The organism is Nocardia sp. SSK8 (assembly GCF_037034205.1).
In the GTDB taxonomy this organism is placed as follows: domain Bacteria; phylum Actinomycetota; class Actinomycetes; order Mycobacteriales; family Mycobacteriaceae; genus Nocardia.
Map to the genome: position 1 here is coordinate 349000 of NZ_JBAGKD010000004.1, position 14195 is coordinate 363194.

Below are 14195 nucleotides of genomic sequence, written 5' to 3' on the forward strand. Positions count from 1 at the left end.
CTCAGCATTGTTGGCACCCCTCGATGGTCCGCAGGGAATCGATCCGGGCTGTGCTGCACATCGATGCTCACCATGTCGTCCACCCCGCCAGCGATTCCACATATTCGGTCTGGGTGTTGGTCGTGGCCGACGGCTTGAGCCGCCAGTCCCCCTTGTCCCACACCACGATCATCCGCATGGCCGCGTAGAGCTGCTTGCCGTCGAGCACCGGACCGCGCGAGGCCAGCCGCACGATCGCCATGTCGTCGGCGTAGTCGTCGATCTTGAACGCGTCCGTGGCCACGAAATAACGGGTCACCTTCTCCGGCTGTTGTTCCGGCAGCCGGTCGGCCGCCAGCGCGCTGTCGTAGGCCGCCAGCTGCGCGGTGCTCACCCGCACCTGCGTGACGTAGAGGTCGCGGTCGGCCGGACGGGCGTTGAGCCGGTAGGTGATCTGCGCGGCGGCCAGCGCGGCGCCCTGCGGGGTGCGCGCGTAGCCGACGGCCAGGCCGTCCTCGATCCGGGTGGGCCCGTCGGAGGTGGAGAACGGCACCGACGCGCCGTAGACACGCTGCCAGCCGTGCGGTTTCTTGGTGCCTTCCGGCGCGCCGGTCAGCCAATCCGGCGATGCCGGTGTACGTTGCGTTCCCGGTACCTGGGCCAGCGGCTGACCCGCCGGGTTGTTCGGGATGTCGACGCGCCTGCCCAGCAGGTCGACCTCCGGATCGGCGAAACCGGTGCCGCCCGCGGCCTGGGCGGGCGGCGGTGCGCTCTCGGTCTCGCCGTCACCGCTGGTGAAGTACACCACGGCACCGACGACCAGGATGAGCGCGAGCAGGGCACCGGAAGCGATCATGCCGAAGGACGCGCGGTCGCGCGTGCCCGGCTCCTTCTCGCTCACTGCGGTGCCTCCACTCTCACGATGTCGGGGGGTAATTCGTCGATCGCGTCGACGGGTCGGTCCTGGGCCAGGGGATCCGGTAACTGCAGGCGCCAGTCTTGTTCGTACCAGCGGACCGTGGTGTGGCTGACCGCCCGCGAGCGGTCGGCGTACTCGGTGTACACCTCGACCCGGGACTGCTCGGCACGGTATTCGGTGATTTTGTAACCCAACAATCTCGGTGCGTATCCGGGCGTGGCGGGCCCGGTGATCGAGAGCCGCACCCGGTTGATCGCCCACTCGTCGCGGGCCGGTCCGGGCATCAGCTCCCGGTTCACCACGGTGGCCCACTGGGCGTCGGGTGCCACGCCCAGCCGCAGCGTGTGGGTCAGCGCGGCCAGCCCCGCCCCGCGCGGCGACTGCTCGAAACCCGTTGCGGCGCCGTCGGTCACCGTGGCCGGGCCCTGGTCGGTATGCGGCAGGGCGATGCCCTGGTAGCCCTGCCAGCGCACCCCGGTCGGGGCCGCGGACAGGTCGGGGCCCGCGTCGTCGCCCCCGCCGCACCCCACGGCCGCGGCCAGCAGCGCGATGCCGACCGCGACCGGCCGTGTCACTGTGGAATTCATCGTCGGATCTTTTCCCCGGTCGACCTCACGCCGGCAGGAACGCCAAGGCGATCGCCGACGCGGTACTGGCGACCGCGGCGCCGATCAGGCTCATCAGCACGCCGTGCGAGGCATCGTTGACGGCCAGGTCGCTGCGGAAGGCGATCCACAGCCGACCCGCCGACAGGATCATCCAGGCCAGGCAGGACAGCAGGACGAACCAGAGCAGCCAGTTGAGCAGCTGCGTCATCGGCGCCAGGACCTCGGCCGGGAGCTGTTTGTAGGCGAGCACAGTGATCACGTACCGATGACCGCGTTCATGATGGTGCCCGCGCTGGTCGCGACCACGCCGCCGATCATGGCACCGGCCACCATCTTCGGCGACTCGAGGCCGCCACCGGTCCACCGCTCCCAGGCGAACTTGCCGCCCGCGTAGGTGATTCCGCAGATGCCCGACAGCAGCACGAACCAGGTCAGGTACCGGACCAGCTGCAGGATCTTCTCCGACCCGGGAGGAGCTTCCGGCGTCGGATTACCCACCTGGGCCAGGACGGTGCCGTACGTGTCCTGCACGGCGAGGAGGATCATGCTCATCGGGTGCCTTTCTCCCACTGTAAAGGTGTTGTGCCACAAACACTTCGACGCCGACACACGTTTGTACACCACCGGCGGCCCGACCGCCCGGCGTTCACGATCGCTCCTCCCCCGGCTCGGGAGTGCCGATGCTGGCCCGGATGGTGGCCACCAGATCGACACCGAGTTCGCCGATTTCCGGCGGTACCTCGTCGAGCGGGTCCACCCGGCGCTTGCGGGCCGCCACGCCGTCGCCCGGCGACCAGACCGGCAGCGCCTCGGACTCGACCAGGGTCCACTCCTCGATCCAGGGCACCTGCCAGACGTGCCCGGCCAGCGAGCCGACCACATCGCGGTAGCGCCGGATCTCCGGCGGCACCCGCCCCGGGCGCGCGGCCACGGTGATCAGGCCGAGCACCAGCGACGGGCCCGCCAGGTTCGCGTGGTGCTGGCGCAGCAGGTCGTGCGCGCGGGTCAGGCCCGAGATCGTCTCGCGGGCAACCAGGACCACGTACGGCGACTCGCGGTCGAACACGCCCGGCCAGCGGCCCCTGGCGTCGGCGGCGGGCGCGAGCACGTGCGCCAGGGTGGTGGCTCCGGAGCCACCGTGCACACCGAGCAGCCACACCAGCGGTGCCCGGCCCACCCCGGGCACCGGGCGCTCCCAGATCCGCGCGCGCAGCGATTCGGGCGGCGCGACGACACCGATTCCGGGGGGTGCCGGATCACGACGACGACGAAGATTCATAGCGGCCGTCATGATGCCACTCCGGCGAGCAAGCTCCCATACGCTGCGCGGGTCGTCTCGGCGAGCTCGCCGTGACGCACCAGCTCACCGCGCGCCAGATGCGGGTCGTAGGGGATCTCCACGACCTCGCGCACCCAGCCCGACAGGTGCTCGCGCAAATGCTCGGCAACGCGCGAATCGTCGTGCGAATACTGGTGGGAGACAACGATGGTGGTGTCACCGACGACCCCGGCGCCGTCGTCGCCGTAGTGGTCGTCGAGCCATTCCAGGCTCACCCGCAGCCGGTTGGCCGCGTCGACGCGGGCCGGAATGGCCAGCACCAGCGCGATATCGGCGTCGTCGAGCAGGGGCCGCAGTTGCCGTCCGGCAATCGGGTTGCCGCCGTCGTATACCGCGGTGTACCCGCCGGTGTCGAGCGCACGCGCGACAGTGAGATATGTCGCGCGGCGGCGCAGCGGTGTCGCGTCGCGCCAGAGCAGGCCGAAGCCCGCGGTCGAGCGCGACAGGCAGTCCTCCAGCGGGGCCGGTTCGTCGCCGCCGCGGCCGTAGACCCAGGACTGCAGGTTCACCGGATGCAGGTGCTTGTCGGCGCCGCGCAGGGCCAGATCGCTGCCCGCGGCGGTGGCGTCCACGGCCACCGTGGCCGCGCCGGTGCCTGCCAGTTCGGCGGCCAAGCCCAACGTGGTTGTGGTCGTACCCGCGCCGCCGCAGCCGCCGACCACCAGGATCGGCCTGCGGGTGCCGCCGGGCCGATCGCCGCCCCTGCGCCGCAACCGCACCACCGGAGCCGGATCCCGCGCCGCGTCGCCCGACGGCTCCCCCTCGGGGGATTCGTCGAGCCAACGGCTCCAGTCGTCTGTCATCGCCTCTCCTTACCCTGCCGCGATGCCCGTGATGAGCGTGCGCTCGCCGACCAGCGCGGTCCGCACCGACTGCTTGGTGTAGGTGGCCGGGGCGCCCGCCGGACGGAACTCGGTGACCTCCACGGTGAACCGGTCGTCGGCGACCGTGGTGATCCGCACGCAGTGCGTGGTGCCCACCGGGATGGTGTCGATTCCGCGCTGGATCACGGCCGCGGGCGCGACCTCGGCCTCGGGGGTGACCACCGCGCGGGCCTCCACCCCCGAGCGGGTCACGTAGTAGGCGTACTGGAAGGCGAGGACCGCGTCGGGACCCGAGTCGGTGCCGCCCGGCTCCGCGCTGCGCACCACACTGCCGGTGCGCTCGGTCGGGCAGGCGCCGAGCGGGGTGTCGGCGTTCAGGCTGCCCGCGGTGAAGTGCAGCGGCGCGGCGTGTTCGGCCGTGTCCCCGCCGCCGCGCCCGAACAGCAGGAACAGCACGCCGGTCGCGGCGAGCACGAGCGCCAGCACCGAGACCGCGAGCACCAGCCAGGTCCGGTTGCGCGCGCGGGTCGCCCGCAGCGCGCCCGACGGAGCCAGGACGTGCGCCTCGTCGTAGTCGTCGGCGGCGGACTCCGGCCAGGGGAACTGGACGAGCTCGGCGTCGTAGTCGTCCTCGGGACCGGGGGCGACCCAGTCCGACCAGCCACCGGTGAATTCGCTGCGGCGCGCGGCCAGTTCGGCAGGCGGCGCCGGGGCGGGCTCCGGGCGGTAGGGCGGCACCTGCTGGCTACGGAAGTCCTGCTCCGGGTATCCGACCGTGCGGCGGGGCGACGAGTCGTCGTCGGGGTTCTCCTGGAAGGCCGCGGGGTGGTCCCACGCCCCGGCGTGCGCGGCACGAGCCTGCGGTGCCGGTTCCTCCGCGGCGGCAGGCTCGGTCGCCGGGGGCTGCTCGAGGTGGCGGTCCGGCTCGGCCCGGTCGGTGCCGTCCTCGGCCGGAGCGTGCGGCGCGTCGTCCGGGTGGGCGGAATCCTCGTCGGTGGCACGTCCGGCGGGCTCGGCGGACGGATCAGCGGACGGGACGCGCGCGGGGCGCCGCGAATATCGCGCGGGGCCCTCGTCACCGTCGGCCGCCGGGTCGGCGGTGCCCTCGCGCGCGGGGCCGGCCGGGTCGGTCTCCGGCTCCAGCGCCGAATACCAGCGCGACAGTTCGTTGTACGACTTCAACATTCCCCCCTTTCCGCGTCGGGCACATGGATTCGCATCGAAGAACCTCTCGGTGATCAGTTCACAGAGAACGGACGGGTAGTCGTGGGTGCGGTGGTGGCGGGTGTCGCGGCAGGCGGAGTCGACGCGCCGCCGGATGAGGCGCCATCGGCTCCTGTCCCGAACGGAAATTGTCCCCCACCCGGCGCCGGGGGTCTCGCAGACGCGCCGGTCGGGCTGGTGAATATTCCCGGCGCGCCGCGATCGGAACCACCGACCGGCTCGCCCCCACTGCCCGAGGTGTCGGCCGCGTCCCTGGCCAGCGCGGCGAACCAGTTCGCGACGTAGCGAGTGGGCGGGGTGCCGTCGGCGGCGACGGCCATCCGCGAGTATCCATCGTGGCGCTGCAAGGTGTTCCAGTACCGCACCCAGGTGGTCACGTCGAGCAGTTCGGCATTGTCGGCGACAGTGCGCTGCACCTCGCCGAACGCCTCGCTGACCAGCCGCACACCGGTGGTCGGCGGCACCAGTTGCGGCACCGCACCGGCCAGCTTGGTCCCGAGCAGGGTGAGCCCGACGAGCGGGTTCGCCAGCGTCGCGGTGGCCAGCTCGGCGATATTCGCCGGGCTCAGCACCGATTTCACCGCCGTGGCCACGGCCTGCAAGCCGATCGCGCCCGCCTTCAACAGCGCCTGATAGGACGCGTCCACGTCCAGGGTGCTGCGCGGGTCGGCGGCCTCGGCGACGCGCTCGGAGATCGACTTGCCCGGGGTGAACGACAGATCGGCGAGGGTGCTGCCGGTGATGTCGGCGTTCACCACGGTGGTGGCGGTCTTGATCGAGGTGTAGGCGAGCGCGTCGGCGATCGAGACCAGCGAGCCGATCGGGTCGCCGCCGGAGAGCTTCACCTGGCTGACCAGGTTGGTGACGGCCCGCACCAGCGGCGCGCCCTGCGGGGCGTCGCAGGCGAGATCACCTGTCGCGCAGAAGCTCGCGACACGCCCGGTCAGCTGGCCGAAATCGGCGGCCTGATCACTGCTTGGCCCGAGTCCCCCGCCGGGTGCGGCACCCTGGCGGACCTCGCCGAGCGCGGCCAGCGCCGCACCGGAGGTGCCCGGCGCCGCGGCGGGCACGGTGAGCCCGGGCGCGCCGGGAAACAGCGGGGCGTTCGCGGCGCGGGTGGGGTCGGCGAACAGCGCGACACCGGCGATCTTCGCCGCGGGCAGCGCGCCGGTGCCCGACCCGACCTCCTGGGCGAAGCGCGAGGCCACATGGGCGCCTTGGGAATACCCGACCACCGCGATCCGCGTGTCCGGGCACCGCTGCGCGACCTGGGTGGCCATCGCCCGCAACCGCTCCAGGCCACCGTCCACGGATTCGGTGTAGGGCACCACGCCGCCGGGCACGGCCCCGCCGAAACCCGCCTCGTAGGGCACGTAGGCGCGGTCGACCAGACCGGTGTCACCCGCCGCGGCCAGCAGTGGCCGGAAGACGGTGGACAGCATGCCGGTGTCGGTACTCGGCGCCGCGTCCGGGGACGATTCGCCGGTGCCCTGAATCCCCAAGGCGTACAGTGCCGGACACGCGGAGATCGAGACCTGGGTCGACGGCGCGGCGGGAGCGGTGTCCTGCGCGTGCGCGGTGCCCGCCGATGCCGTCACCGAAGCGACGGTGAACGCGATCATCGTCACCGTGCGTCGTGTCGTGCACCGAGCCATATCGATCCGCATCACAGTCCGTTTCGGCTGACCAGTGGAGCGTTGAAACGCAGTAAACCGTAACAGATTCCGGTCAACTCAACTGCTGCCCAAACGGGCCCTTTCACTGCCCCAGCAAACGCTGCGAACGCCAGCAAATCTCTGGCGAAGGCCGGTCCGGTCCCGGAGACGAAGCGGCCCGGGCACTCTCACGAGGAGTAGCGCCCGGGCCGGGAACGCGCGGTCAGGCCGCCGAGGTCACGCGGTAGACGTCGTAGACACCTTCGACATTGCGCACCACGTTCAGCAGGTGCCCGAGGTGCTTGGGATCGCCCATCTCGAAGGTGAACTTGCTGATCGCGACCCGGTCGCCGTGGGTGGCCACCGAGGCGGACAGGATGTTGACCTTCTCGTCGGCGAGCACCTTGGTGACGTCGGAGAGCAGCCGGGTGCGGTCGAGCGCCTCGATCTGGATGGCCACCAGGAACACCGAAGACGGCGAGGGCGCCCACTCGACCTCGATGATCCGTTCGGCCTGCGCCTGCAACGATCCGGCATTGGTGCAGTCGGTGCGGTGCACGCTCACCGCGCCGCCGCGGGTGACGAAACCCATGATCTCGTCGCCCGGCACCGGCGTGCAGCACTTGGCCAGCTTCGCGACCGTCCCCGGCGCACCGGGGATCAGCACCCCCGCGTCGCCGGTGACCCGCTGGCGGGCCGGTGTGGTCGACGGGGTGGACCGCTCGGCCAGCTCGTTCTCCACGTCGCCGATGCCACCGAGCTGGGCCATCAGCCGCTGCACGACGTGGTGCGCGGAGACCTGGTGCTCGCCGACGGCGGTGTAGAGCGCGGAGATGTCGGAGTAGTGCAGCTCGTGTGCCACCGCGGTCATCGCGTCGACGCTCATCAGCCGCTGCAGCGGCAGCCCGACCCGGCGGACCTCCTTGGAGATCTGCTCCTTGCCGCTCTCCAGCGCTTCCTCGCGCCGCTCCTTGGCAAACCACTGGCGAATCTTGGCCTTGGCGCGCGGCGAGACGACGAAGTTCTGCCAGTCGCGGCTGGGTCCGGCGTTCTGCGCCTTCGAGGTGAACACCTCGACGACCTCGCCGTTCTCCAGCTGCCGTTCCAGCGCGACGAGCCTGCCGTTGACCCGCGCGCCGATGCACTTGTGCCCGACCTCGGTGTGCACCGCGTAGGCGAAGTCGACCGGGGTGGACTTCTGCGGCAGCGTGATCACATCGCCCTTGGGCGTGAACACGAAGATCTCCGGCGACTTCAGGTCGAAGCGCAGCGACTCCAGGAACTCGGCCGGGTCGGCGGCCTCCCGCTGCCAGTCGAGCAGCTGGCGCATCCAGGCCATGTCGTCGACCTCGGCGGCGTCGCCGGAGTGCTTGCCCTTGGTCTCCTTGTAGCGCCAGTGCGCGGCGATGCCGAACTCGGCGGTGCGGTGCATGTCCTGGGTGCGGATCTGCACCTCGAGTGGCTTGCCGTCGGGGCCGACCACAGTGGTGTGCAGCGACTGGTAGACGCCGTAGCGCGGCTGGGCGATGTAGTCCTTGAACCGCCCGGCCATGGGCTGCCACAGCGAGTGCACCACGCCGACCGCGGCGTAGCAGTCGCGGACCTCGTCGCACAGGATGCGCATGCCGACCAGGTCGTGGATGTCGTCGAAGTCCTTGCCCTTGACGATCATCTTCTGATAGATCGACCAGTAGTGCTTGGGGCGGCCCTCCACGATCGCGTTGATCCGCGAGGCGGCCAGGGTGTTGACGATCTCGGCGCGCACCTTGGCCAGGTAGGTGTCGCGCGAGGGCGCCCGATCGGCGACCAGGCGCACGATCTCGTCGTACTTCTTGGGGTGCAGGATCGCGAAGGCGAGGTCCTCGAGCTCCCATTTGACCGTGGCCATGCCGAGGCGGTGCGCCAGCGGCGCGATCACCTCGAGGGTTTCCTTGGCCTTCTTGGCCTGCTTCTCCGGCGGCAGGAAACGCATGGTGCGCATGTTGTGCAACCGGTCGGCGACCTTGATCACCAGCACGCGCGGGTCCCGCGCCATGGCGATGATCATCTTGCGGATGGTCTCGGCCTCGGCGGCCGCGCCCAGATTGACCTTGTCCAGCTTGGTGACGCCGTCGACCAGGTGCGCGACCTCCTGCCCGAACTCCTCCTTGAGCTGGTCGAGCGAGTAGCCGGTGTCCTCGACGGTGTCGTGCAGCAGCGCCGCCACCAGCGTGGTGGTGTCCATGCCGAGTTCGGCGAGGATATTGGCCACGGCCAGCGGGTGGGTGATGTACGGGTCACCCGACTTGCGGAACTGCTTGGCGTGCCGTTCGTCGGCCACGTCGAAGGCGCGCTGCAGCAGCGCCAGGTTGGCCTTCGGGTAGAGCTCGCGGTGCACCGTGGCCAACGGCTCGAGCACCGGCTTGACGGCCGCGATCCCACGCTGACCGGTCATCCGGCGGGCCAGCCTGGCCCGCACGCGCCGGGAAGCCGAACTGGGCACCGCGGCGGTCGGGGATTGCTTGGCGGGGGTCGCCGGGGCGCCGGTGGATTCCTGCCCAACCTTCGCCTCGCCGAGATGTCGAGTCATGCCACCGCCTCTCACGCCGCATTCGGACCACATGGCCGACTGCCGCAACCGCCCGGACCACCAACTTTAGTCCCCGGACCGACCTGGTGTTCGAATCCCCGGGGTCACAGGCCTGCGACGGTAGTGCGTCGGCGCCGATGCCGCACACCTTCCTCCCGCACTGCCTCCGTACCCCCGCCCGGAAACAGCATCCCACCTGCGGAGACACCGGACGCCGAGCGGACCGTGATCAGTCCTGGGCGAACGCCCAGACAACCGCCGGACGACCGGTCGCCTTCACCCTTCGCCGCTCGCCCGTGCGTTCGAGGCCGGGGATGGCCGCGAGGGTGCGGTTGAGGTTGGCCGGGTCGGGGCGGGTGCCGTGTAGCGCGGTGGCCAGGTCGACCGCGCGGGTGGCCGGGAATTCGGGGCCGGTGAGGGCTCGGGTGAGGCGTTGGTCCTTCCACAGCAGGCCAGCCAGGAGGTCGCGGCTGGTGTCGACGATGCGGTTGTGGTCGAAGGCCAGCGGCGGTACCTCGTCGAAGCCGACCCACTCGGCCGGGCCGTCGTGTTCGGCGACTACGGCCCACATGGCGATCGACAGGGTGGGGCCGCGCGGGTCGCGGTGCGGTTCGTCGAAGGTGACGAGCTGACCGACCGCCCCGATCGCCTGCTCGGGCACCCCGAGTTTGGTGTGCACGGCCCGGCGGGCGGTGTCGGCCAGGCGTTCGCCGCGGCCGAGCAGCACACCGGGCAGCGCGAGTTCCCCGGTGAACGGCTCGAACTCGCGGGGAGCGACACCGATGCGCACCGTGCTGTCGGCCTCCCAGCAGCGCAGCGTCACCACATCGATCGACACCACGGATTGCTCCACGTCACTCCTTCGCCTTCGCGGCGGCCGGAATCGCCCGGCCGCGATCCCCTCCGATTCTTCCTCCCCACAGGCACTTCCCGCACAGGGCACCCACACCGGCGACGACGGACCACCGTCCGCCGCCGGACCGCTACCCGGCGATGGCGGACGACGGTCGGGCGACAGCTCGCTCCACCGGTCCGGCGGCCGGATCGCCCGCTCCGTAGGCGGCAGATCGGGTCGCACGCCCGGCATCGAGGTGCGACACGCGGTCCCGGCGATCCGGACCGTGCCCGGTCAGCACCACCGGCAGTCGCAGCCGACGGCCCAGCCAGGCGGCCGGATCGCCCTCGATGGGGGCAAGGATCGGGCGCGCGGCGGCGAGCTCGTCGGTGAGCCGCCGCTGATGGTCGAGGTCACGCCACCGGCCGGGCGCGATCTCGGTGACCGTTCCGGCCGCGGTCGCGTAACCGATTGCCGCGCTGCGTGTTCCGGGCACGTCCAGATGGTTGACGACCAATCCGTCGATCCCGCCGCACACCTCGACGGCGTAGCGCAGCAGGATCGGATCGAGGTACCCCTGCCGGAACGCCCCCTGGTACACCCCCGTCTCGTTGTGCGGTTCGGGGAACCCCAGCGGCGCCTCGGTCGGCAGCGGACCGGCACCGTGGCGGGTCATATAGGTCCGGGTGACACCCAGGACCCGCGCGGTCGCGCCGAGTCCAGCGATCATGGCGCGGGCGTTGCGGGGTTCCACCGTCGACCAGGTGGTGTGCGGGTGGAATCCGCGCCATTCGTCGAGCAGCACGCCCTGCGCGCCTTCGAAGACCAGCCTGCCCCGGGCCGCCGCGCGCGCGAGTACGTCCCCGCCGGTGATCCGCACGGCCCCGGCGAAGTCGCGATACATCGCCACCAGGTCGTCGATCGCCTCGTACCCGTGCGCGCTGGGCCCGATCAGTTCCTCGTAGTGCGCGGCGAGCCGGTCCAGCTTGGCCCGCAGCGCCGTGGGCTCCAGGCAGTCGGCTACCGTCGGTGCGTCGTGTTCCAGGGCGTACCAGGCGGTTTCACCGATGCCACGTCCGCAGGAACCGTGCCGCGAGGAACCCCTCGCGTCCTCGCGGGCACGGTTGGCGGCGATGTGGATCGGGGTGGTGAGCCGGGCCCGGCCGTCGATGGCGAGCAGGCCCAGCGGGTCCGGCACGCCCAGCGCGGCCAGCTGTTCGGACTCGGTGGCCAGCGCCATCGGTTCGACCAGCACGTGTTCGGACAGCACCGTCGGCACTCCGGCGAAGGTGCCCGAACCGAACTGGGCGAAGGTGTGGTGGCGACCCTCGGCGACCACATTGTGCGCGGCCTGCGCGCCGCCGTTGAACCGCACGACCGCCGCCACCCCCAGCGCGGCGGCGGGCGAGCACAGCCAGTCGACGGTCGCGCCCTTACCCGCGTCACCGAACCCCAGATCGACGACGACCAGGTGCGTCTCACCGTCCATCACGGCCTCCGGGCGGCAGTGCCCGCAGGCTCCGGCTCGGCCGGGTACCGAGCGCGCGGCCCACCGCGTCGGCCTCCCCCGCCGACCCGACATCGCGCAGATCGGCCAGCCCGGTGTCCAGATCCACCCGGTCCTCCCCCAGCCCGATGGTCAGCGCGATCAGCTCGCACACCGCGGCCGGGTCGTCGAGTTTCAGGAAGTTCTGCCCGAGCAATGTCCGCCAGTGCTCGGCGATCTCCGGATCCCGGTAGTACGAGGACTGATTCGGCAGGATGTAGTACACATTCCACCGCTCGGCGAGTTCGCGGTAGATCGACTCCACCGACACGTCACGGCGCACGTGATCGCCGACGACCGCGCGGATGTGCCGGGCGGCCAGGCGCGGCTTGTTCAGTTCGTCGCCGATCAGGAACAGATAGCCGCGCTTGCCGCGCTTGTCCCAGGCGTCGGTCGCCACGTGCTGGGCGAGGAAATAGGCGGCCAGTTCGTAGCTTTCGGACTTCTGGCCGCCGCCACCGCCTTCGAGCAGGATAGCGCGCAGCTGTTCGTCCATCCGGTTGTCGGATTCGAACTGGCCCACCTGCAGCGGCACCCGGTCGGTGTCGGCGTCGCCGATCGCGCCGAACAGGATCTGCGGATCCTCGGCGTAGCCCTTGTTCTTCAGCAGGCCGTGCAGCTTGCCGAGCTTGTCCTGCATGATCCGCGGCACCGTGCCCATCGACCCGGTGACGTCGAACAGCACCGCCACCGGCAGCGAGTTGCCGTGCTCGGCGGAGTCCCGGCATTCGCGCACGGTCACCCCGAACGGGTCGAGCAGCGGGTGCGCACACCAGGTCTCGTAGGGCTTGGCGCGCGTCTCGGCGGTGTAGCCGAAGTCGTCGAGGCCCTGTCGTGCCCGGTAGGTCTTGCCCGCCCGGTAGGCGGTGTCGTCCCAGTTGCCGTACCCCATGTGAACCACTCCCTCTCGTTCGCTTGTTTTAGTCTAAGCGACCATAACGTGCGGCGTCAAGGGTTCCGGCGCGAACGGCGGTGGCCCGGCACCGTTTCCGATGCCGGGCCACCGTGACTACTCGACCAGTCCGTCGGGTGTCAGCTCGAGCGTGCGGGTCACCCCGATCTCGGCCAGGAACCGCGCGTCGTGGCTGACCACCAGCAGCGCGCCCTCGAAACCGGCCAGCGCCTGGGTGAGGTGGGCCAGGCTGGGCAGGTCGAGGTTGTTGGTCGGCTCGTCGAGCATGAGCAGCTTGGGCGCGGGCTCGGCGAGCAGCAACGTCGCCAGCGCGGCGCGCAGCCGTTCGCCCCCGGACAGGGCCGACGCGGCCCGGTCGGCATCGGTCCCGCGGAACAGGAAGCGCGCCAGCTGCGCCCGGATCTGCTCGACACTCGCGTGCGGGGCCGCCGCGGCCACGTTCTCGAAGACCGTGCGGTCCTCGTCGAACACGTCCAGGCGCTGGGGCAGCAGCCGCCACGCCACCTTCGGCCCCTCCTCGACGATCCGGCGCAGCAGCGTGGTCTTGCCCGCGCCATTGCGCCCGGTGAGCGCGATCCGCTCCGGCCCGCTGACCCGCAGGTCGACGACCGGACCATTGGCCAGCTCGACCTGGTCCAGCTCGATCACCTCCTGGCCCGGATACAACCGGGTCCCGGGCAGCTGGACCCGGATCTCGCGGTCGGCGCGCACCAGTTCCTCGGCGTGGTCGAGGGTTTCGCGCGCGGAGTCCAGCTTCTCGATATGCGAGGTGCGCAGTTTGCCCGCCGACACCTCGGCGGCGTTCTTGCGCAGGCCCGCCACGATCTTCGGCACCCGCTTGTTGTCCTGCTGTTTCTGCGCGAAGCGGGCGCGGCGATCCAGCTTGGTGCGTGCCTCGACCAGCTCCCGCGCCTGCTTGCGCACATCGCTGCGCGCGTCACGCACCGCGGCCCTGGCGGCCTCCTGTTCCTGCTCGACGATCCGCTCGTACGCGCTGAAATTGCCGCCGAAGGACCGGATCTCACCGGCCCGCAGTTCGGCGATGCCGTCCATCCGGTCGAGCAGCTCGCGGTCGTGGCTGACCACGAGCACGGTGCCGCCGAACTGGCGGATCACCTCGTAGAGCCTGCCGCGCGCGGCGGTGTCGAGATTGTTGGTCGGTTCGTCGAGCAGCAGCACCTCGGGTTCGCGCAGCAGTTCGGCGACCAGCCCGAGCAGCACCGTCTCGCCGCCGGACAGCGTCTCGACGGTGCGGTCCAGATCGGCCACCGAACCGGCGACGTAGTCGAGCCCGAGCCTGCCGAGCAGCGCGACGGCCTCGTCCTCGACCTGCCAGGCGGTGCCGACGGTGTCGAAGTCCTCGGGGGTGCCCTCGCCGCTCTCGATGCGGTGCAGCGCGGCCCGTACTCCGGCGATACCGAGGACCTCGTCCACCCGGTGCCCGGTCTGCATGCCCAGGTCCTGGCGCAGATAGCCAAGGGCGCCCGGCACGGTGATCGACCCGCGCAGCGGGGTCAGCTCACCGGTGATCAACCGCAGCAGCGTGGATTTCCCGGCACCGTTGGCGCCGACCAGCCCGAGCTGGCCCGGTCCGAGGGTGGCGTCGAGCCCGTCGAACACGACGGTGCCGTCCGGCCAGTGAAAAGTGAGATCGGAAAAAGAAAGAGTGCCCATGCGGATCCCCTCGAGGTGCGGCGGAAATCGCGGTGCGCGGGTATGCGGACCGCCCGTAAGCGCAACCTCAAGAAATCAACGCGGCTCCGATCGCCGGGAACAGGACCCCT

Annotated in this window: 13 protein-coding genes; all 13 read right to left on the reverse strand. The window is 70.9% G+C overall.

Annotated elements, in window-relative coordinates; translation table 11 throughout:
* Positions 1-67 precede the first annotated feature (67 nt).
* Positions 68-880, reverse strand: a complete 813-nt coding sequence (locus WA675_RS10810; RefSeq protein ID WP_336084086.1) for a hypothetical protein — start codon at positions 878-880, stop codon at positions 68-70.
* The gene (locus WA675_RS10815) at positions 877-1485 is read right to left on the reverse strand and encodes a hypothetical protein (protein ID WP_336084087.1); all 609 of its coding nucleotides are present in this window, start codon (positions 1483-1485) and stop codon (positions 877-879) included. The genes WA675_RS10810 and WA675_RS10815 overlap by 4 nt, the downstream gene beginning before the upstream one ends.
* A 25-nt stretch (positions 1486-1510) precedes the next feature.
* Positions 1511-1765, reverse strand: coding sequence for a hypothetical protein (locus WA675_RS10820; protein ID WP_336084088.1), 255 nt, complete (start codon positions 1763-1765; stop codon positions 1511-1513).
* Positions 1762-2058: a hypothetical protein gene (locus WA675_RS10825; RefSeq protein ID WP_022566424.1), complete on the reverse strand. Its 297-nt coding sequence runs from the start codon at positions 2056-2058 to the stop codon at positions 1762-1764. The genes WA675_RS10820 and WA675_RS10825 overlap by 4 nt, the downstream gene beginning before the upstream one ends.
* Positions 2059-2152: 94 nt before the next feature.
* Entirely contained in the window at positions 2153-2785 is a 633-nt protein-coding gene (locus WA675_RS10830) for a hypothetical protein (RefSeq protein WP_336084089.1), read from the reverse strand.
* Between the two features lie 8 nt (positions 2786-2793).
* The gene (locus tag WA675_RS10835) at positions 2794-3648 is read right to left on the reverse strand and encodes a hypothetical protein (protein WP_336084090.1); all 855 of its coding nucleotides are present in this window, start codon (positions 3646-3648) and stop codon (positions 2794-2796) included.
* A gap of 9 nt (positions 3649-3657) precedes the next feature.
* Positions 3658-4854: a hypothetical protein gene (locus WA675_RS10840; protein ID WP_336084091.1), complete on the reverse strand. Its 1197-nt coding sequence runs from the start codon at positions 4852-4854 to the stop codon at positions 3658-3660.
* Positions 4855-4907: 53 nt separating this feature from the next.
* Positions 4908-6515 (reverse strand): cutinase family protein, encoded by a 1608-nt coding sequence (locus tag WA675_RS10845; RefSeq protein ID WP_336084192.1) that lies wholly within the window; start codon positions 6513-6515, stop codon positions 4908-4910.
* Between the two features lie 256 nt (positions 6516-6771).
* Positions 6772-9117, reverse strand: coding sequence for a RelA/SpoT family protein (locus WA675_RS10850; protein WP_336084092.1), 2346 nt, complete (start codon positions 9115-9117; stop codon positions 6772-6774).
* A gap of 229 nt (positions 9118-9346) precedes the next feature.
* Positions 9347-9970, reverse strand: a complete 624-nt coding sequence (locus WA675_RS10855; RefSeq protein WP_336084093.1) for an NUDIX hydrolase — start codon at positions 9968-9970, stop codon at positions 9347-9349.
* 130 nt (positions 9971-10100) lie between these two features.
* Positions 10101-11441 carry an adenylosuccinate synthetase gene (locus WA675_RS10860; protein ID WP_336084094.1) on the reverse strand — a complete coding sequence of 447 codons (1341 nt, stop codon included), beginning with the start codon at positions 11439-11441 and terminating at the stop codon, positions 10101-10103.
* A complete protein-coding gene (locus WA675_RS10865) occupies positions 11431-12390 on the reverse strand; it encodes a hypothetical protein (protein WP_336084193.1) in 960 nt (319 codons plus the stop codon). Before WA675_RS10865 ends, WA675_RS10860 begins: the two co-directional genes overlap by 11 nt.
* Before the next feature lie 117 nt (positions 12391-12507).
* On the reverse strand, positions 12508-14085 hold the full coding sequence (locus tag WA675_RS10870; protein ID WP_336084095.1) for an ABC-F family ATP-binding cassette domain-containing protein: 1578 nt from the start codon (positions 14083-14085) through the stop codon (positions 12508-12510).
* Positions 14086-14195: the final 110 nt, after the last annotated feature.